The sequence below is a fragment of the Helcococcus sp. KG196 genome (assembly GCF_046035495.1).
Classification (GTDB): domain Bacteria; phylum Bacillota; class Clostridia; order Tissierellales; family Peptoniphilaceae; genus Helcococcus; species Helcococcus ovis.
In genome coordinates this window covers 1-19,344 of record NZ_JBFNFI010000004.1, presented here as the reverse complement: position 1 = coordinate 19,344, position 19,344 = coordinate 1, and the positions used below count along the sequence as shown (strand labels likewise).

Here is a 19,344-nt window from a genome sequence, read left to right as displayed (position 1 = left end):
TATAATTAATTATTGATATAATATATTATACAGTTATATAAAAAAAGAAAGGAGCCATCATGCAAGATGGAAATCTCATAAAAAAATATCTGAAATTTGTTTCACTTTCAATAGGAGGAATAATTTTTTATTCTATTTATTCAGTAGTTGATGGAATTTTTGTAGGGCGAGGTATAGGAGTAGAGGCTTTGTCAGCTGTAAATGTGACCATGCCATTTATTACATTTTTATTCTCACTATCTATGCTTTTTTCTGTTGGAAGCTTAAATATTGTTTCGTTTAGTTTAGGAAAAAACGATAAAAAAAGAGCAAACCAATATTTCACTCAAACTATTTTGATAGCTGGTATTGTGGGTTTGATTATAGCCTTAATCTCATTTTTTAATATTGATTTAATCGCAGATTTTTTAGGGAAGAATGATGATATAAAGAAGTACGTAATTGATTATGCTAAAATAATTGCGATATTTTCTCCCTTTATCATTCTTACTTATGTATTTGAATTGCTTGTGAAGGCTGAAGGTAAGCCAACAATAGGATTTATATTAATGTTAATTTCAGCATGTATAAATATAGTTTTGGATTATTTATTTGTATTTTATTATAACTTTGGAATACAAGGAGCTGCTTGGGCAACAGGCATTTCACAGTTTACACCTTCTATAATTTATGCAGTTTATTTTTCGTCAAAAAAATCAAGATTGAATTTTGTAAAAGTAAAGTTTAATTATAATATTTTAATAAATATCATAAAATATGGTATCCCGGCATTTTTAGCAGAATTGTCAACCGGATTTATAATTTTTATATTTAATAATAAACTTGCTACAATTCAAGGGATTAAGGGTCTTGCAATATTTTCTATAATAATGTATATTTTGAATTTATTTACAAATATTATGTTATCGGTAAATCAAGGCACGCAACCATTGATATCCTATTATATTGGTAAAAAGGATATAAAAAGTGTAAAATTACTAAAAAAAATGATGTATCTGATAGTTTTTTCAATAACAATTTTAGTATTTTCGATAATTCAAATTTGGACTGATGAAATAATCAACATATTTTTAGACGAAACAAAGCTGAAATTTTTAAACGAAGCAATAATGGATATAAGAATATATTCATTCGCACTCCTAATATTAGGATTTAACATAGTTACAGGTGGATATTTGACTTCAGTAAGAATGCCAAGAAAAGAGTTTATTATAAGCATCTTAAGAGGATATGTCTTAGTTGCTTTGAGTGTAAACATCATTCCATCAATATTTGGAATTAACTCAATTTGGTACGCCATGATAGTTTCAGAGTTCATTACATTAGTTGTATCAATAGTTTTTTTATTAAATATAAAAAGGGGAAAATTGGAAGACTAGATCCAATTCTATAGGAAATTGTATAAAATTGGAAATTAACTTCCGATTATTATGAAGATAAATCATGTAAATTGTTAAAATATTTGTAATACATGATTATTTTTAACCTTTTTTACCTGTAATATAAAAAAATTGCTATAATACATGATTTTCAAAAGAATTTACCTGTAATATAGAGAAATTTTTGTGGTACATGATTTTATAAAAAAATTTTACCTGTATAGGATTAAAACTTTAAAGTTGCATGAAAATGTAAAAAAATCCCCATAACCACTTTCAAAGCTCCTAAAAGGAGTATGTAAAAGTGGCATGGGAATTTTTTATTTTTATATGATTGATAACAATTTTAATATTTCATCTTTAGTTTTAGCGTTTTTTAATATCTCAATATTTTCTTCATTCATCAATTTTCTTGAAATATTTGCTAAAAGTTTTAAGTGTTCTTCGTTATTATCTTCAGGAATTAATAAGGATATAATCAGATTAACCTTGCTTTCATCCAAGGTTTCCCAATCTTCTATATCATTTTCGTTTCTAATAAATAATATTTGTGCTGTTTTTACTGATGAAGATTTGGCATGAGGAATAGCAAAATTATTCATCATTCCTGTCAAACCTTCATTTTCTCTATCAACATAAGATTTAAAAACTTCATTCTTTGAAGAACTTATTCCCAATTCAACTGAAAGTTCAGACAATTTCCTTAAAACTTCTTTTTTATTACTAAATTTCTGATTTAATAATATTCCATTTTCTGTAATTATCGCCATTCTATCTCCTTAAAAATTTACTCCATTATTTTCTTTCTTGTTAAGCCTAAAGCAATACCTCCTACTATTGAACCAACTAATATAGCAATCACCCATTGTAGTGGATTAGTTACTACCGGCAATACCAAGAATCCCCCATGAGGTGCTGGAACTTGTACTTTCATAAGATAAGTTAATATAGCTGCTACTGATGACCCTAACATAAAGCAAGGGAGTGCTCTCAAAGGATATTTTGCTGCAAATGGAATAGCTCCTTCCGTTATGTGAGTTGCTCCTAATATTGCATTTACGTATGCTGCGTTTTTTTCATCTTTTGTAAATTTATTTTTGAATAATAAAACTGAAATAGTTGTAACTAGAGGTGGAGCTATGCATGCAGCTGATACCCCTGCCATAAATGAATAATTTCCTTGTGCAAGAAGTGCTGTGCCTGTTACATATGCAGCTTTATTTACTGGCCCACCAAAGTCTGTCGCACACATTATTCCTACTATAAAACCTAAAATTATAGGATTAGAATTTTCAAATTGTGCTAAAAATTTCATCATTGCTTCATTTATAGTTACCATTGGTCCAACAATTATAGTCATCAATAAACCTGTAATTAAAACACTAAATAATGGATATAAAAATATAGCTTTTAGTCCATCTAATTGTTTTGGTGCATTTTTTAATAATTTTTCCAATAGAATTATACTGTAACCAGCTATAAATCCAGCAATTATGCCTCCTAAAAAGCCAGCTCCACCATTATGTGCAATAAATCCTGCGATAAACCCCGGAACAATAGCCGGCCTTTTACCTATACTTTGAGCGATATAAGTTGCTAATATAGGGGTCATTAATCCTAAAGCAATACCTCCTATATTTTTTAATATTGCGGCAAATTGATTATATGATGCATGATTTGGATCTGATGAAAAAATCCCCCATAAAAATGAAATAGCAATTAACACACCACCACTTACCACAAATGGTAACATATGAGAAACGCCATTCATCAAATGTCTGTAGATTTGTCTACCAAAATTTAAATTTTCATTATTGATTTGAGAAGAATTTATATTTATATTTTCTGAGTTATTAATAGGATATTTCACAACGCCTTTTCCATTTAATGCATCTTCAATAAGTTTATCAGCGTTTTTTATGCCTTGTAATACTGAAACATCTATTATTCTTTTTCCTACAAATCTTTCATCTTGTACATCTTTATCAGACGCAATAATTATAGCTTCTGCCTCTTTTATTTCTTCTGTGGTAAACTCATTTTCAACACCTATTTGTCCGTGAGTTTCAACCTTTATGGAAACTCCCTTATTTTTTGCTGCTTGTTCTAATTTTTCCTGTGCCATATATGTATGAGCTATGCCTGTTGTACATCCTGTAGCTGCTAAAATTTTATATTTCATATTTCCTCCCATATTTTTTCTACTTTTACTTGTTTCATTAAATCTTTTACATCAGAAAAATCCGTAAGCCCATCTCTAAATGCTGTTGAGCTACCAGCACAAACTGCCTTTTTTAATGCATATTCTTCATCTTTTCCTAAATAAATTTCTGCAATATATGTTGCTAAAAGAGTATCTCCAGCCATAGCTGTATTTACTATTTTTCCTTCAGGAGCTGAACATTTCAAAATTAAATTTTCGTTTATTAACATTGCTCCATTTTCTCCCAATGATAATAAAATATTCTTTGTTCCCATTTTTATCAATTTTTTACTTAATCTTATAAATTGTTTTTCATCTTTAACATTTTCATCAAACCAAGAGCATAACTCAAATTCATTTGGTTTTAATATAAACGGTTCAAATTTGCAGAGATTAATAACAAATTTTGAAGAATTATCAATAACTATTTCAACATTTCTATCTTTTGCGATTTTACATATTTCAAAAATATAGTTTTCATCAATACCTTTTGGAAAACTCCCATTTATAGTAAGAATGTCATTTTTCTGAAATTTTTTTTCAAAATAAGCTTTTAAAAATTCTTTAGCTTCTTCTTCTATAATCGGCCCGGGGTTAACCTGTGTATATTCTTTTTTTTCATCAAGAACATTTGTAAAAACATTTATGCGTGTTAATCCTTGTATTTCAGGCATAAAAATTTTAATATTTCGTTTTTTTAAATCGTCCTCTATATGTTGTCCTGTAAATCCACCTTTAAATCCTGTTACAGTACTTGAGATTCCTAGATTTTCTAAAATAATCGAAACATTTACACCTTTCCCATTGGCACTACACTTAAAATAATTTGTTCTATTAACTTTATTCGGCAATAATTTTTCAGTTTCAATAAATAAATCAATTGCCAAATTTGCTGTAAATGTATAAATCATCCTACCTCCTATCTTTAATATAATTATATACGATTGCACGATGTAAATATTTTCTAATTTGATATATAATATTGTTAAATATAGAAACTTTTTACCATTTTAAGGAAATGATTATGAAAAAATTTACAGAAACAGAAAAATATTTAATAGATTTTATGGATAAAAACACACATAGAATATGTGAACTTTCAATAACGGAGTTAAGTGCTTTGGCTAATGTTTCTACTACAACAATTTTTAGAACAGTTAAAAAATTAGGATTTAATGGCTTTTCAGAATATAAATTTAATTTAATATCTAATATTGAAAATAAAGAATACTTTGATATTATTGAGGAAAAAGATAGAAGTGAAATTAAAAATATTATCTCTAAAAATCAACAAGAAGTAAATAGTACAATAAATAAATTAAATATTAAATCAATTTATGATTCAATAAATTATTTAAGAAGGGCTAACACTATACTTATATTTGCTAGGGGATTATCTGAACTTGTAGCTCAAGAAATTCAGGTTAAATTCCAATTATTAGATAAAAGATGTGACGTTTATACAGATCCAAATATTATAAGAAAAATTTCAAAAAAAGCAAAAAAAGATGACTGTATTTTATATATTTCATTAGAAGGAGAAACAAAAGAACTTGTAGATGCTTCTATATCATCACTTCAAAATGAAATTCCTTCAATATTGATAACTACAAATATAAACTCTTCATTGGCAAAAAATTGCAATATAATTATAGAAGGATATAAATCAACTTCTTCCTATTTTCCTGATTATGAAGTACGATCCAGACTTTCACTAAACGTTATAAGTAGAATTTTACTTGATTGCTATTCTTATAAATTTAATATATCATTAGAAAATTAATTGGTCTATAAAAAGGTATTACCAATAATTTCTTATAAAATTTATTATATTTTACTGTATAATTTTTGGTATAACCATTTAATATATTGTCAAAATGTAATTTTATGTGTCCGGCTTATAGGTAGTAGTTTAAGAAGATAAATCATGTAAATAAGATTTTATTCAAATATACAGGTAAATTTTTTAGGACAACTACCTGTATATTTGAATAATGTAATAATTACATGTATGTAAAACAGTGATTTGTAAAATTTTTCATGTAAATTGTTAAAATATTTGTAATACATGATTATTTTTAACCTTTTTTACCTGTAATATAAAAAAATTGCTATAATACATGATTTTCAAAAGAATTTACCTGTAATATTAAGAAATTATTATTTTATGATAAATACACCACCTGCGTAATATATTCAAAACCAAGATTTTCATATAGTTTTTTTGCACCGATATTTGTGTCATCGACTGCTATTTGAAAATCTTTATTATTTTTAGAAATTAATTCATTTACAATATTTTTTACAAAATAGCTTCCAATTCCTTGACCTCTATATTCTTTAGAAATAGCTAATCCATATAAATAATTTGAGTTTGAGCTTATATCAACTGTACAGGAACCCAAAATAATGTCATTTTTCTTAATTACATATAAAATGCTATTTTTATCATTCATAGATTCTTTTGCATAAGCTAAGCTTCTATTTAATGGTGAATCAAATGCTTCCGCATTTATTTTTGCGATTTTGTCTATATCATTTTCGTTTGCTATAGAGATTGATAATTCTGATATTTTATCTATTTCATAAGGAATAGATCCTTTATGTAACCATGATTCAGTATCATTGGTTTCCTTTATATTCCAATGCTTTAATAAATCTTGGTTTTTATCTAAAAACTTTCTTTCGCTGATAAATTCTATTGAAGAAATACCATAATCTTTAGTTTTTTCTAAGAATAAATTGTATAAAGCCTTTGCGATTCCATTCATTCTAAATTTAGGGTGAATGTTAATGCTAACTTCAATATTATAAGAGTCGGCATAAACCGTCAATATTCCTACTAAAATATTTTCATTATATGCCATGAAAAATGCTGGCATAGATTTATCGAAATTTAACATATTTGAAAGATAGGGTTCCTTGAAGGTTCCATCATGATTTTGGCAGATTTTTATAAGTTCTTTTGCTTGATTTAATTCATTTTCCGTAAGTTTGTTAGTATAAATTGTATTCATAAATTCTCCTTTAGTTGTATATGCAAATTATACTATATATAGTATAATTAGTGTTTAAAAGAGACGTAACCCTTTCTTAGGAAACAAGCTTCAAGGAGGTGAACTACGACCTCTATCCATACCAATATTATACCAAAATGAGTATGGGATAGAAAAGAAAATGTAGTTTTTTTACTACAACATTATTATGCGAGGAGGTGTTTAATGGAAAATATTAAAATAATTAAGAAAAAATTGATTGATAAAGGTTGGTCTTATGATGAAAAATATGAAATTACATCAGAAGATTATACAAAATATTTATTGCGAGTTTCCTCTATTGAAAATCTTGAAGATAAGATTGAAGAATTTAATTGTATGAAAAAGATAGAGGAATTAGGAATAAATATGTGCAAACCTATTGAAATAAGTAAAGATGAAAATTTTGTTTACACAATTATTTCTTGGATTGACGGTGTTGATGCTGAAGAAAAAATGGCGAAATTATCAAATGAAAAACAGTATGATTATGGAGTTGAAGCGGGTAAAATGCTACAAAAAATCCATTCAATACCTGTTGAAGAAAAGTTTGATTGGGAAGAATATTTTAGCAAGAAGATGGATAGAAAGATAAAAAGTTATTTGGAGTGTCCCGAAAAATATGAAAATGGGGATAGATTCATTCAATATATAAATGAAAACAGAAAATTACTAAAAAATAGGCCAATTTCAATACATCACGGAGATTTTCACATTGGAAATATGATGATAGGAAAAGATGATAAACTTTATATAATTGACTTTGAAAAATTTGATAAAGGCGATCCTTGGGAAGAATTTAACCGTATTGTGTGGTCAATAAAAGATTTTGAACATTTTTCACGAGGAATGATAGATGGTTACTTTAATAATGAAATCCCGGAAGAATTTTGGAAACTCATGAAGCTATACATTTCATCAAATGAATTAGGATCATTGCCATGGGCGATAAATTATGGGAAAAATCAGATTTATGTTATGAAAAATAAAGCTAAATATGTTTTAGAATGGCTTGATAAGATATAGGATTAAACATGGGGCTGTTGCAAAATAATTTTTTTAGTTATTCGCAACAGTCACTTAAATTTATATTTTCAATTCATATTTATATTTTCTTATCAATTCCTTTTTCTATTTTGTCTAAAAGAATGAATTTAAAGCAAGATAAACTAAAGTTATTAATGAAATAGTAACAAAATGAATATTTTTATACATTATTAAAAATGCAATGATTTCTCTAATAAATGCGTTAATTGTGAAATAAAGTTTTGTTTTTGCACCATATCCAATGCATTTAATTTTTTCTTGTTTAGCTATTATCAAGGCTCTAAACAAGTGATAGTAATTTGTTACAACCGCAATTTTTGGATTTTCCTTCATTAATTCTTTTGAAAAAATTAGATTTTCTCTAGTTGTAGTAGATTTATCTTCAACTATAATATCTTTTTCGGAAATTCCCAGATTTAAAGCGTATTGCTTCATTGCTTCACCTTCAGCAATATTTTCATCATCTCCTTGTCCACCTGACATTATAATTTTTGAATTAGGATTTTTTTTGAATATTTTTATCCCTTTATTTATTCTACTTGCCAGAAGAGGAGGAACTTTATCATTGATTAATCCAGATCCTAAAACGATTATATAATCCAAATTTTTTCTTTTTACATTAGCAAAATTCAAAAATCCAGATATGGTGTAAGAAATAGCAATTAGTGAAATATATGAAAAATATATATTTGATAATATTATTAAATGTTTAAACAAAGTAGGAATGTTAAATCTGTATATTAAAATATTACCAATAGTTGAGCCTAACAAAATGTATAATCCAAGACTTAAAGAAAGCATATTGTTTATAGAAAAACCCTCTTTTTTTAATATTTTTATTCCATTATAAATTAAAGTTATTACTAAAAACACGGGTATTAAAAATACAAATAATGAAAATAAAGCTATTATACCGAATATTAATATTCTTATCGGCGAATTAGAAAGTAGATCATATTTTTCCAAACCTAGCAATATTGTGATTATTGAAGATATCATAAAAAATGAAAATAATATTCCGGAAATTATATTTCTTCTTTCCTTAAATATGGTAATTACTAAAATTAAAAATATAAATACTGTAATTACTAATGAAAACTCCATAAATTTCTCCTTTAAATTTAATTCTGTACATAATTAAATGTTTATAATGTACAAATATACACCTAAGTATTGGATACCCAATTATTTAGTTTTGTGAACGTATATTAATATTTAATTTATTTTTCAACTCCTAATGATTTTTAAGTTTTTAAAAATTATTTTCTATTATCTTATTGTAAGAATGAACGTATAATAACACCATAAAGAAAATATTTCAGGAGGAAATATGATACAAAATGAATTATTGATAAGTTCTGTGTTTATTGCCGGGTTTTTATCATTTTTTGCACCATGTACATTCCCTCTTATTCCTGTATATGTGGGGTTTATGACGGATAAGGAAGGCGAATATAAGAAGATAAAAATAGGTAAGTTTGAGATAAATAAAGGTGCAATTATCAAGACAATGGCTTTCGTATTAGGTCTTTCAACCAGCTTTGTGATTTTAGGATTTGGAGCAGGAATAATTGGAAAGGTGTTAAACAACAGATGGGTATTAACAGTTGCGGGATTTTTAGTATTTTTACTTGGAATTCATCAAATGGATTTAATTCACTTTGAAAGAATGAATAAAATAAAGGGGATTAGATTTAAGAATAATAAGAAAAAAGCACTTGGAACATATTTAATGGGAATATCGTTTAGTTTGGGATGGACACCATGTGTTGGACCGATTTTAGCTGCAGTATTGGTAACATCTGCAAGTAGTGGACAGCAATTTTATGGAGCATTTTTAATGTTGATTTATTCAATAGGTTTGATGATTCCATTTTTAATAATGGCGATTGCGTCAAGTGCATTGATGAATAAATTCAAATTTTTTGAAAAACATTTAATTACAATTAAGAGAATTGGCGGATTTTTAGTAGCATTAATGGGAATAGTACTAATGAGCAACCAATTACAAAATTTAACAGCATTTTTTAACAACTTATTTAACTAAATAAAAGAAAGAGGAATATATATGAAAAAAAGAATATTATCGGGATTAATGGCATTATCACTAGTTTTAACAGCTTGTTCAACAGGAGCAAAAGCAAAAAAAGATATAATGGATAATAAAAAAGAGCATAAAAAAATGGAAGACAAAATGGATCATATGAAATCAGATAAAAAGGACAATATGAAATTAGACCAAATGAGTGACTCTACAAAAGTGAAGAAAATTAATCAAGGAGAACTTGCCACAGATTTTAATTTACCTGATATTAATGGAAAAATGTACAAATTAAGCGATCAAAAAGGTAAGAAAGTATATGTTAAGTTTTGGGCTTCATGGTGTCCAATTTGTTTAGCGGGATTATCAGAATTGGATGAAATGTCTAAAAATGCAAAAGATTATGAAATAGTAACAGTAGTTTCGCCGGGACATATTGGTGAAAAAAATAAAGAGGATTTTATAAAGTGGTTTAAGGGATTAAATTATAAAAACATTAAGGTTTTACTGGATGAGTCCGGAAACTTTATCAAAAATTATGGCATTAGATCAACACCTACAAACATAATAGTTGGATCTGACGGTGTTTTAATTAAAGTTGTACCCGGACAATTAAATAAAGAAGCGTTAAATAAAATTTTTTCAGAGGTAAAATAATGAAAAGAGGGTAAGTATGAAGAAAATATTTTTGTCAATTATTTTTTTTATAACTTTTATAATTACAGCCTGTACTAATAAAGTGATTAATTCAAATAATGATATGAAAAACAAAGATGATATAAGTAAAAAAATAGATGATATTATAAAAGAAGAGCAAAAGAAATCCATTAATGAAAATCCTAATGACGGGATTTTTTATTCAAAATCAAAACTAAAAACAATATATTTAGCAGGTGGATGTTTTTGGGGATTAGAAGCATATATGGAAAAAATTTATGGAGTAGCAGATGCTGTAAGTGGATATGCAAATGGAAAAACTCAAAATCCAACATATGAAGATATTTCATATAAAAATACAGGGCATGCTGAAACTGTAAAAGTCGACTATGATCCAGAAAGAATTTCATTAGAAAAAATACTAGATTATTATCTACGAGTTGTGGATCCGACAAGTTTGAATAAACAAGGAAATGACAAAGGCATACAGTACAGATCAGGAATTTATTTTACAGATGAAAGTGAAAGAAAAATAATTGAGGAAAAATTGAAAAAAGAACAAGAAAAATATAAAGACAAAATAGTTGTAGAAGTTGGAAAATTAGAAAATTTCTATAAAGCTGAGGAATATCATCAAGATTATTTAAAGAAAAATCCAAATGGTTACTGCCATATTGATATTTCAAAGGCGAATGAAGTGATTATAGATCAATTAAAATATCCAAAGCCTTCAGATGATGAGTTGAAAAAGAAATTAACGGATATTCAATATAAAGTTACACAAAAAAGTGATACTGAGCATGCATTCTCAAACGAATATTGGAATAATAAAGATAAGGGGATTTATGTTGATGTTGCAACAGGTGAACCATTATTTAGCTCAACAGATAAATTTGATTCAGGTTGTGGATGGCCATCATTCTCAAAACCAATAGCAAAAGAAGTGGTTACTTATCATAAAGATTTAAGTTATAATATGGAGAGAACAGAAGTGAGAAGTAGGTCAGGAAATTCACATTTGGGACATGTATTCAATGATGGACCAAAGGAATTGGGTGGATTGAGATTTTGTATAAATAGTGCATCAATAAAATTTGTTCCATTACAAGACATGGAAAAAGAAGGATATGGATATTTAACACATATTATAAAGTAGGTGAAAATGTATAAATTATTAATTGCAGATGATGAGTCAATCATTAGAAAAGGTATAAAAAAACTCGTTAATTATGAGAATCTAAACATTACTGATGTATTAGAAGCTGAAGATGGAAAGCAAGCAATAGAGTTAGCTAATACTCAAAATCCTGATATTGTTTTAATGGATATTAATATGCCTGAAATAGATGGTTTAACAGCTGCAAAATTAATAAAAGAAAATAATTCAAATGTATATATAGTAATAATTACAGGATATGATTATTTTGAATATACACAGACAGCTATAAGAGCTAAAGTTGATGATTATATATTAAAGCCTGTCTCAAAGAAGGATATTGAGTATATTTTGAAAAGTGCTATAGATAAAATTGATTATTTTAGGAGAAAAAAATCTATTAAAAATATAACTCAAAATGAAACTATAGAAATAGATGAGGAAAATAATTTGATTAAGGAATATTTAGAAAAAAATATGTTTAGCATAGATTTATCATTAAGTAAAATGGCGGAAGATATAGGATATAACAGCAATTATTTAAGTGTGCTGGTAAAACAAATATATGGACTTACTTTTCAAGATTATATAAATAAAAAAAGAATGGAAAAAGCTAAGATTTTGTTGCTTTCGACTGATATGAAAAATTATGAAATAGCTGAAAATATAGGGATTGAAGATGTAAATTATTTTGTAACAAAATTTAAGAAATATTACAATATAACACCAAAACAATTCAAGCAAGGTTTAAGGGATGAATAAATTATTAAAAAAATTTAGCACAAAAATAAGTATATATTTTTTCATCATTTCTATAGTATTGGTAATAATTTTATCATATAGAAATTACAAGCATTCTGTAAATATATTGAAAGATAATAAATTACAGCAAACGGAGCAACAACTTAAAAATGCAAGTATATACATTTCTTCATATCTTGAAAAAATAAAGGGAATATCAAGTTTATTAGCAATGACTCCGGAAATTGAAAATATAAATGCCTTAAATGAAAATGCAATAAAAAAAATAATTGAATTAACTCAACAAAATGATCCGTTAATTAAAAGAATTTCAGTTATATCAAATGATGGGAAAATATTATCAACTTCCCCTATAGATTTTGAAATTTCTAATAATATGGAAAGTTTAGAATGGTATAGAAACTTAAAAAAATCAAATAATATGGCTATGGTTACAACAGAAAATCATAAAGGATTTTCTATGAATAAAACAGAAAGAGTCATTTCAATTAGTCACGAAATTACTAATAAAAATAAGAAAATAGAGGGATTTGTTGTGATTGATTTATCATATAAATTTATTGAAGATTATGTTTCCTCGATAAATTTTGGAGAAAATGGTTATGCTTTCATAACTACATCAGAAGAAAAATTACTTTTTGATTCTAAACAAATGAACACAAATTCACTTATTGAAAATGAAAAATACTTAAAAATAATAAAAGATAGGATGAAAACTGTTGAAAAGGGGTTTATCGCCTCAAAAATTTACATTCCAAATACAGATTGGATACTTGTGGGAGTTTCTTCAACAGAGCAAATAGACCAACTACAAAATAAATTAATTGTAAATACTGTAACTTGGTCAATTATAATTTTAATTTCAACGATTGCATTATCAGTATTAATTTCTAAATGGATAAGTAAACCATTGACAAATCTGGTAGAGGAGATGAAAAAAGTTGACGAAAGTTTTTCCAAGATAAAAATTGAATACTCAGATTCGATAGAAATTCATACTTTAAAAACAGAATATAATTTACTATTGGACAGAATTAAAACTCTTACTAAAAATATAGAAGAGAAGGAAAATTCAAAGAGGATATTTGAGTTAAAAGCCTTACAAAGTCAAATAAATCCTCATTTTATCTATAACACATTAGATACAATACTTTGGTTGATTGAGTTTGGAGAAAATGAAAAAGCGATTGAGGTTACCAAGTCATTAGGAATGATTTTAAGGAGCACGTTGAGTATTAATCAAGACTTTATATCATTGTCAAATGAATTAGAACACGTGAAAAACTATATGGACATTCAAAAAGTTCGATATGATGATAAGTTTGAATATGTTTTTGAAATAGATAAAAATACTCTTGAAATATTAGTTCCGAAATTAATTCTTCAACCAATTGTAGAAAACGCAATTTATCATGGCATTAAACCTAAAAAATCAAAATCATTCATCAAAATTTCCTCCTATATAGATGATGAGGATTTAATAATTAAGGTAGAAAACAATGGTGTTGATTTAGAATTTGACAATCAAAATAGAATAAAAACAAAGCTTGGGGGAATCGGAATGAGCAATGTTGAACAAAGAATTAAGATTCTTTGCGGAAATCAATATGGAATAAGAATGTACAGACAAGAAGATGCAACTGTAGTTGAATATAGATTAAGTATATAGTAGAAAGCTGTAAATACATGATAATGTGTTTGCAGCTTTTAATTTTTTTAATTATAAGTGATAAAAATTATGCAAAATCGTAAAAATTTGCATTACAGGTAAAAAAAAGAAGGGCAGTCATGTAAATTAAAGATATTTTTGTAATACAGGTAAAAAGGTTCATGTAAAATTGTAAAATCTTTAATATACAGGTAAATTTATAGATAAAAAATTCATTTTGTATAAATTTTTACCTGTAAATATGAAGTATTTTATATTTGCATGAAAAAAAGAAAATTTTTACCTGTAAAGTATAATTTTTCTAAATTTACATGAATGAACTATATAGGTATAGAATATACTGAATTAAATTTTTATGAAAAAGATTACAATTTTTCTTTTATTACTTTTTTTTAATACAGATAAATTCTCTGAAAATTTAACAAACCTCTAATCCTTCAACTTTCTGCATTTTTAGAGGCTAAAACCGTTTTCATAAAACTCTTTGAAAAAATAATAATTTCTCATATAATAAATTTAAGAAATAGAATGGAGGAAGGTATGAAAACGGGAATAAAGAGTATTTTTGGAAGAACAATAGCCATGTTGTTAGCTTTTATAATTTCACTTTCCGGAGTGAACATTCAAGGGTTTAAGACTAAAACCGTTAAAGCTCAAGAACAATATATTGATTTTGGGTTTACAAAATCAGGTGATAAAGAAGATTTTGGAGCGAAGGCTAAAGTAAACTCTGATAAGACAGTGGATTTTGTGTTTGATTTTGAACATTGGGGAGAAGGTTTTAAAAATCAAGCAAAATTAAGAGGAATTAATGGAGATTGGAATAATGGTAAGGATTTAGTTGCAAATAAAGAACAAAAATTTTATTCAATTAAGTTATCTTTTGATGAAGTTAAAAGTTTACAAAAAGATGGATTTAAGATATATTTACCAGAATTGGGAAGTGAGGGATGGAGACCAAAAGGAAATAATGTGAAAATTCCACAAGAATTATTAGCAAAAATATCTGAAATTCAAAATGAAAAAATAGGAAAAAAAGAAAATATTGATATATCTAAAAATGTTAAAAAAACTAAAACTGATAAAACCACAAAAGTTATATTCCATTTTGACAATTATAATGGAGGGAAATGGAGCCTTTGGGTATGGGCTAATGGAGCAGATGGAAAACAACATTCATTTGATAAAACTGATGATTTCGGTCAAACTGCTACTATTGATCTAGGGGTGAAAACAGATAAAATAGGGTATATTGTAAAAGATCAGAATAGTTGGACTAAAAATATTGATGAAGACAGATTTGTTGATATAAAAGATGAAACTACACATGTCTGGGTAAGAGATGAAGATCCAAAAACTTATTTAGAAAAACCTCAAAAAATTTCAGAAGAAAAGCCGGTAATTCAATTATTTACAATTGATAAATATAAAGAATTAAATTTAAGATTAAGCAAATATGTAAACTTTGAGGATGCTAAACAACATTATGAATTAAAACTTGGTAAAGAAGATATCAAATCTAAAGTTGAAAAAATTGAAGCTATTAACGAAAAAAATGGAAAAACTAGAAAAATCAAAATTACTTTGAAAGAAGATATCAATTTAGATGATATTATTTCAAATAAAGGAAAAGATGTTTCAATTATATTGAAAGTAAAGGATGTTGATAAACAAACTGATGAAGTATTAAATGCAAAAGCAACTATCGGAAGAATTGTTTCAGAAAAACAATTTGATGATAAGTATGCAACTGATGAAGAGTTAGGTGCAATATATTCTAAAGGCGAAACAGAATTTAAGTTATGGGCTCCTACAGCCAGAAAAGTTGAACTTGTAACATATAATAAGGGGTCTTTAGAAAAAAACTATGAAATGAATAGAAGTGAAAAAGGAGTATATAGCTATAAACTTTTAGGGGATAATCTAGGTAAAGAATATATGTATAGAGTTTACCTATCAGATGCTGAAGGGGTTGAAGTAGTTGATCCATATGCAAAATCTGTAACAGTAAATGGCGAAAGGGGAGTAGTTGTAAATCCTACACCAAGTGAAGTTGCAAGACCTGTAAATGAAGAAAACATGAAAAATCCAATTATTTACGAATTACATGTTAGAGATTTCTCAATTGCAGAAAATTCGGGAATGAAAAATAAAGGAAAATTCTTAGCATTAACTGAAAAAGGAACTAAAGCAGATAATGGACAAATAACAGGATTAGATTACTTGAAATCATTAGGAGTAACACATATTCAATTGTTGCCAATTTATGATTTTAGCAGTAATTCAGTTGATGAAAAAAATATTAAAGCAAAATATAATTGGGGATATGACCCACAAAACTACAATGCAGTTGAAGGTGCATACTCAACAGATCCAAAAGATCCATTTAATAGAATTAAAGAATTACAAAAAACTGTAGATACACTTCATGAAAATGGACTTGGAGTAATCATGGACGTTGTCTATAATCACGTATTTGACACTCAACAACAGTCATTTAATAAGATAGTTCCGGGATACTATTTCAGAATGAAAGAAGATGGTACATTCCATTCAGGTACAGGAGTAGGCAATGAAACAGCATCCGAAAGAAGGATGATGCGTAAGTTCATGATTGATTCTACAAAACACTGGGTTAAAACATTTAAACTTGATGGATTGAGATTTGATCTTATGGGAACGCATGACCATGAAACTATGAATGAAGTTTATAAAGCTGTTAAAGAAATTAATCCGAATATATTCATACTTGGAGAAGGCTGGAATATGGACATGGGAATTCCTGAAGATTTAAGAGCTAGTCAAAAGAATGCAAATAAAATGCCGAATTTGGCATTCTTTAACGATGATATTAGAAATGCAATAAAAGGTGGTAATGATGATAATTCTACAGGGTTTATTACCGGTTCACCTGAAAAAGAAAGCATAATAATAAATAATATTAAAGGTGGACAAAATTTAGATAAACCATATCAGTCAGCAAGACAAGTTGTTCAATACGCAGCTGCTCACGATAATTTGACATTATGGGATAAGTTAGAAAAATCAAGACCTGATGATAATGTTGAAACTAGAATAAAAAGACAAAATCTTGCAAATGCAATTACTATGTTTTCATTTGGTACGCCATTTGTACACGCGGGACAAGAATTTGGACGTACAAAAGGTGGAAACCACAATTCATATAATTCTCCGGATTCAGTAAACCAATTTGATTGGAATAGAGTAAAAGACTTTTCAAATATGACCAATTATTTTAGAGAATTGGTAAAAATCAGAAAAAATAATGAAATTTTTAATATAAAAGATTTTGGTGAAATAAATAAAATTTTTGAAATTAAAAATAAACGATTTGGTGAAGTAGGATATAAACTTGAACGTGGAGAAGATGATTTATATATCGGACATAATGTATCAGATAAAGTTGTTCCTTTTAATGTTGAAACAGGAAGATACAGAGTGCTTGTAATGAATAATCAAGCTAAAGCAGAAGGTTTGAGAGAAATAGATGTAATTGATAAGATTGATTTGTCGCCACTTTCAACAATTGTGCTTCAAAGAATTCCTACTAAAGATAAACCAATTAATGCAGTTACAATCACACAATCAAATAACCAACAAAATTCTACACAAAATAGAAATCCAGAAACAGGAGATTTTGGAGTTACAACCTCTGCTATCATGATAGTAATATCAATGGGAATGATTTTTGTGATTAGAAAGAAAAATTTAATATAATAATTAGAAATAAGGGGTGTTACAAAATGTTTTTTGTAAGCCTCTTATTTACATATTTAAAAATAAGTTTTAATATAGTTTATATAGTAAACAATAATAAGGAGGCCAACAATGGCATGTACAACAATTTTAGTAGGTAAGAATGCATCTTATGATGGTTCTACATTAGCAGCAAGAAATGAAGATTCGGGTGCTGGTTCATATGAAAATAAAAATTTCATAGTAGTAACTCCCGAAGAACAACCAAGAAAATATAAATCGGTAATTTCAAAAGTTGAGATTGAATTACCGGATAATCCAATGAGATATACAGCGATGCCAAATGCTAATCTAAAGGAAGGTATTTGGGGGGCTTATGGTGTAAATGAGAAAAATATCTCAATGACTGCAACGGAGACAATTACCTCAAATGAGAGAGTTCTTGGTGCGGATCCTATGGTTAAATATATTCCACAGGTTGGTAAAAAGGGTGACGAAAATTATCAAGAAGAAATATTTGGCGGAATAGGTGAAGAGGACATCGTAACACTTGTGCTTCCATACATTCATACTGCAAGAGATGGAGTTAAGAGATTAGGACAGATTTTAAAAACTTACGGAACTTATGAAAAAAATGCAATTGCATTTCAGGATGAAAATGAAATTTGGTGGTTGGAAACAATAGGTGGACATCATTGGATTGCTAAAAAAGTTCCGGATGATAGCTATGTAGTAATGCCGAATCAATTGGGGATTGACTCATTTGACTTGGACGATGCCTTTGGAAAACAGGAAGAATACATGTGCTCTGAAGATCTTAGAGAATTTATATCTGAAAATCATTTGGATTTATCATTTGATGGAAAATTAAATCCGAGAGATGCCTTTGGTTCGCATTCTGATATGGATCATACATACAACACACCTAGGGCGTGGATAATTCAAAGATTTTTTAATAAATTGTCATTTAAATGGGATGGGGAAAATGCAGATTTTAAGCCGGAATCAAACAATATCCCATGGGCACAAAAACCTGACAGAAAGATTACAATTGAAGATATTAAATATGTGCTATCACACCATTTTCAAGAAACTCCATTTGACTCTTATGGAAAATCAGATGATAAAGTACTTAAAGGAAAATATAGACCAATAGGAATCAATAGAAACAATGTTATGGGCTTAGTTCAAATTAGACCATATATGCCAAAAGCATTCCAAGTAATTGAATGGATGTCGCTAGGTTCAAATGTATTCAACGCAGTTGTTCCATTTTATGCAAATATTACAAAAACACCGACATATCTTTCAAACGGAACAGATAAAGTTTCAACAGATAATTTTTATTGGACAAATAGATTAATTGCAGCACTTTGTGACAATAACTTTAGTGACACAGCCGCATACATTGAAAATTACCAATTAGATATTCAATCTAAAGGTCATGAAATGATAATAAAATATGATAAAATGGCTAAATCCTTAAGTTCAGAAGAAGAAATTCAAAACTTACTAGAAACAGCAAATCAAGAAATGGCAGATTACTTGAAATCCAAGACAGATGTATTATTGAGCAATGTTTTGTATGTTGCAAGTAACAATATGAAAAATGCATTTTCTAGATCAGATGCATAAGGTGATTGGAGTGTCTGGGGAAATTTTAGAAAATTTAGTGATG

General features: G+C 27.5%; 15 protein-coding genes. 10 read left to right on the top strand and 5 right to left on the bottom strand.

All coding sequences use genetic code 11. The annotated features are described in order from the left end of the window. Positions 1-59 precede the first annotated feature (59 nt). Complete coding sequence (locus tag ABGF45_RS02805) at positions 60-1,379, top strand: MATE family efflux transporter (protein ID WP_134744022.1); 1,320 nt, start codon at positions 60-62, stop codon at positions 1,377-1,379. A 326-nt stretch (positions 1,380-1,705) separates the two neighbouring features. Here ABGF45_RS02805 and ABGF45_RS02800 read toward each other — a convergent pair whose 3' ends face one another. From ABGF45_RS02800 to pfkB, 3 genes are read right to left on the bottom strand one after another with little or no spacing between them, the layout of a single operon-like run. Next, positions 1,706-2,149: a PTS sugar transporter subunit IIA gene (locus ABGF45_RS02800; RefSeq protein WP_134744021.1), complete on the bottom strand. Its 444-nt coding sequence runs from the start codon at positions 2,147-2,149 to the stop codon at positions 1,706-1,708. Between the two features lie 17 nt (positions 2,150-2,166). Further along, a complete protein-coding gene (locus tag ABGF45_RS02795; RefSeq protein WP_209021584.1) occupies positions 2,167-3,561 on the bottom strand; it encodes a PTS fructose transporter subunit IIC in 1,395 nt (464 codons plus the stop codon). Next, complete coding sequence (gene pfkB / locus ABGF45_RS02790) at positions 3,558-4,493, bottom strand: 1-phosphofructokinase (RefSeq protein WP_134744019.1); 936 nt, start codon at positions 4,491-4,493, stop codon at positions 3,558-3,560. Before pfkB ends, ABGF45_RS02795 begins: the two co-directional genes overlap by 4 nt. Before the next feature lie 113 nt (positions 4,494-4,606). Between pfkB and ABGF45_RS02785 the strand changes: the two genes are divergently transcribed. Further along, the gene (locus tag ABGF45_RS02785) at positions 4,607-5,365 is read left to right on the top strand and encodes a MurR/RpiR family transcriptional regulator (protein ID WP_209021583.1); all 759 of its coding nucleotides are present in this window, start codon (positions 4,607-4,609) and stop codon (positions 5,363-5,365) included. Positions 5,366-5,747: 382 nt separating this feature from the next. On the opposite strand, the gene ABGF45_RS02780 is transcribed toward ABGF45_RS02785, so the two are convergent. Beyond that, entirely contained in the window at positions 5,748-6,599 is an 852-nt protein-coding gene (locus tag ABGF45_RS02780) for a GNAT family N-acetyltransferase (protein WP_408112585.1), read from the bottom strand. Between the two features lie 204 nt (positions 6,600-6,803). Here ABGF45_RS02780 and ABGF45_RS02775 point away from each other — a divergent pair, with 204 nt between their 5' ends. Further along, positions 6,804-7,643, top strand: a complete 840-nt coding sequence (locus tag ABGF45_RS02775; protein WP_134744017.1) for an aminoglycoside phosphotransferase family protein — start codon at positions 6,804-6,806, stop codon at positions 7,641-7,643. A gap of 114 nt (positions 7,644-7,757) precedes the next feature. Here the strand turns inward: ABGF45_RS02775 and ABGF45_RS02770 are convergent, their stop codons facing one another. Beyond that, positions 7,758-8,768: a YdcF family protein gene (locus ABGF45_RS02770; protein ID WP_408111587.1), complete on the bottom strand. Its 1,011-nt coding sequence runs from the start codon at positions 8,766-8,768 to the stop codon at positions 7,758-7,760. Between the two features lie 226 nt (positions 8,769-8,994). On the opposite strand from ABGF45_RS02770, the gene ABGF45_RS02765 reads away from it, so the two are divergent. The 7 genes from ABGF45_RS02765 (at position 8,995) to ABGF45_RS02735 (ending at position 19,301) form a co-directional block, all read left to right on the top strand. Further along, positions 8,995-9,711: a cytochrome c biogenesis CcdA family protein gene (locus ABGF45_RS02765; RefSeq protein ID WP_134710897.1), complete on the top strand. Its 717-nt coding sequence runs from the start codon at positions 8,995-8,997 to the stop codon at positions 9,709-9,711. Positions 9,712-9,732: 21 nt separating this feature from the next. Next, positions 9,733-10,362 carry a redoxin family protein gene (locus tag ABGF45_RS02760; protein ID WP_167604025.1) on the top strand — a complete coding sequence of 210 codons (630 nt, stop codon included), beginning with the start codon at positions 9,733-9,735 and terminating at the stop codon, positions 10,360-10,362. 16 nt (positions 10,363-10,378) lie between these two features. Further along, a complete protein-coding gene (msrAB, locus tag ABGF45_RS02755; protein ID WP_408111588.1) occupies positions 10,379-11,518 on the top strand; it encodes a bifunctional peptide-methionine (S)-S-oxide reductase MsrA/peptide-methionine (R)-S-oxide reductase MsrB in 1,140 nt (379 codons plus the stop codon). Between the two features lie 6 nt (positions 11,519-11,524). Further along, entirely contained in the window at positions 11,525-12,280 is a 756-nt protein-coding gene (locus tag ABGF45_RS02750) for a response regulator (protein ID WP_134744013.1), read from the top strand. Beyond that, a complete protein-coding gene (locus ABGF45_RS02745) occupies positions 12,273-13,949 on the top strand; it encodes a sensor histidine kinase (RefSeq protein WP_134744012.1) in 1,677 nt (558 codons plus the stop codon). Before ABGF45_RS02750 ends, ABGF45_RS02745 begins: the two co-directional genes overlap by 8 nt. A 540-nt stretch (positions 13,950-14,489) precedes the next feature. Continuing rightward, positions 14,490-17,687, top strand: a complete 3,198-nt coding sequence (gene pulA, locus ABGF45_RS02740; protein WP_167554053.1) for a type I pullulanase — start codon at positions 14,490-14,492, stop codon at positions 17,685-17,687. 111 nt (positions 17,688-17,798) lie between these two features. Then, the gene (locus ABGF45_RS02735) at positions 17,799-19,301 is read left to right on the top strand and encodes a C69 family dipeptidase (RefSeq protein ID WP_134744010.1); all 1,503 of its coding nucleotides are present in this window, start codon (positions 17,799-17,801) and stop codon (positions 19,299-19,301) included. The last annotated feature ends 43 nt before the right edge of the window (positions 19,302-19,344 follow it).

What these genes read in the sequence shown, in the direction of transcription:
- ABGF45_RS02805 (WP_134744022.1), top strand. Translation starts at nt 60, where the DNA reads ATGCAAGATGGAAATCTCATAAAAAAATATCTGAAATTTGTTTCACTT.
- ABGF45_RS02800 (WP_134744021.1), bottom strand. Translation starts at nt 2,149, where the DNA reads ATGGCGATAATTACAGAAAATGGAATATTATTAAATCAGAAATTTAGT.
- ABGF45_RS02795 (WP_209021584.1), bottom strand. Translation starts at nt 3,561, where the DNA reads ATGAAATATAAAATTTTAGCAGCTACAGGATGTACAACAGGCATAGCT.
- pfkB (WP_134744019.1), bottom strand. Translation starts at nt 4,493, where the DNA reads ATGATTTATACATTTACAGCAAATTTGGCAATTGATTTATTTATTGAA.
- ABGF45_RS02785 (WP_209021583.1), top strand. Translation starts at nt 4,607, where the DNA reads ATGAAAAAATTTACAGAAACAGAAAAATATTTAATAGATTTTATGGAT.
- ABGF45_RS02780 (WP_408112585.1), bottom strand. Translation starts at nt 6,599, where the DNA reads ATGAATACAATTTATACTAACAAACTTACGGAAAATGAATTAAATCAA.
- ABGF45_RS02775 (WP_134744017.1), top strand. Translation starts at nt 6,804, where the DNA reads ATGGAAAATATTAAAATAATTAAGAAAAAATTGATTGATAAAGGTTGG.
- ABGF45_RS02770 (WP_408111587.1), bottom strand. Translation starts at nt 8,768, where the DNA reads ATGGAGTTTTCATTAGTAATTACAGTATTTATATTTTTAATTTTAGTA.
- ABGF45_RS02765 (WP_134710897.1), top strand. Translation starts at nt 8,995, where the DNA reads ATGATACAAAATGAATTATTGATAAGTTCTGTGTTTATTGCCGGGTTT.
- ABGF45_RS02760 (WP_167604025.1), top strand. Translation starts at nt 9,733, where the DNA reads ATGAAAAAAAGAATATTATCGGGATTAATGGCATTATCACTAGTTTTA.
- msrAB (WP_408111588.1), top strand. Translation starts at nt 10,379, where the DNA reads ATGAAGAAAATATTTTTGTCAATTATTTTTTTTATAACTTTTATAATT.
- ABGF45_RS02750 (WP_134744013.1), top strand. Translation starts at nt 11,525, where the DNA reads ATGTATAAATTATTAATTGCAGATGATGAGTCAATCATTAGAAAAGGT.
- ABGF45_RS02745 (WP_134744012.1), top strand. Translation starts at nt 12,273, where the DNA reads ATGAATAAATTATTAAAAAAATTTAGCACAAAAATAAGTATATATTTT.
- pulA (WP_167554053.1), top strand. Translation starts at nt 14,490, where the DNA reads ATGAAAACGGGAATAAAGAGTATTTTTGGAAGAACAATAGCCATGTTG.
- ABGF45_RS02735 (WP_134744010.1), top strand. Translation starts at nt 17,799, where the DNA reads ATGGCATGTACAACAATTTTAGTAGGTAAGAATGCATCTTATGATGGT.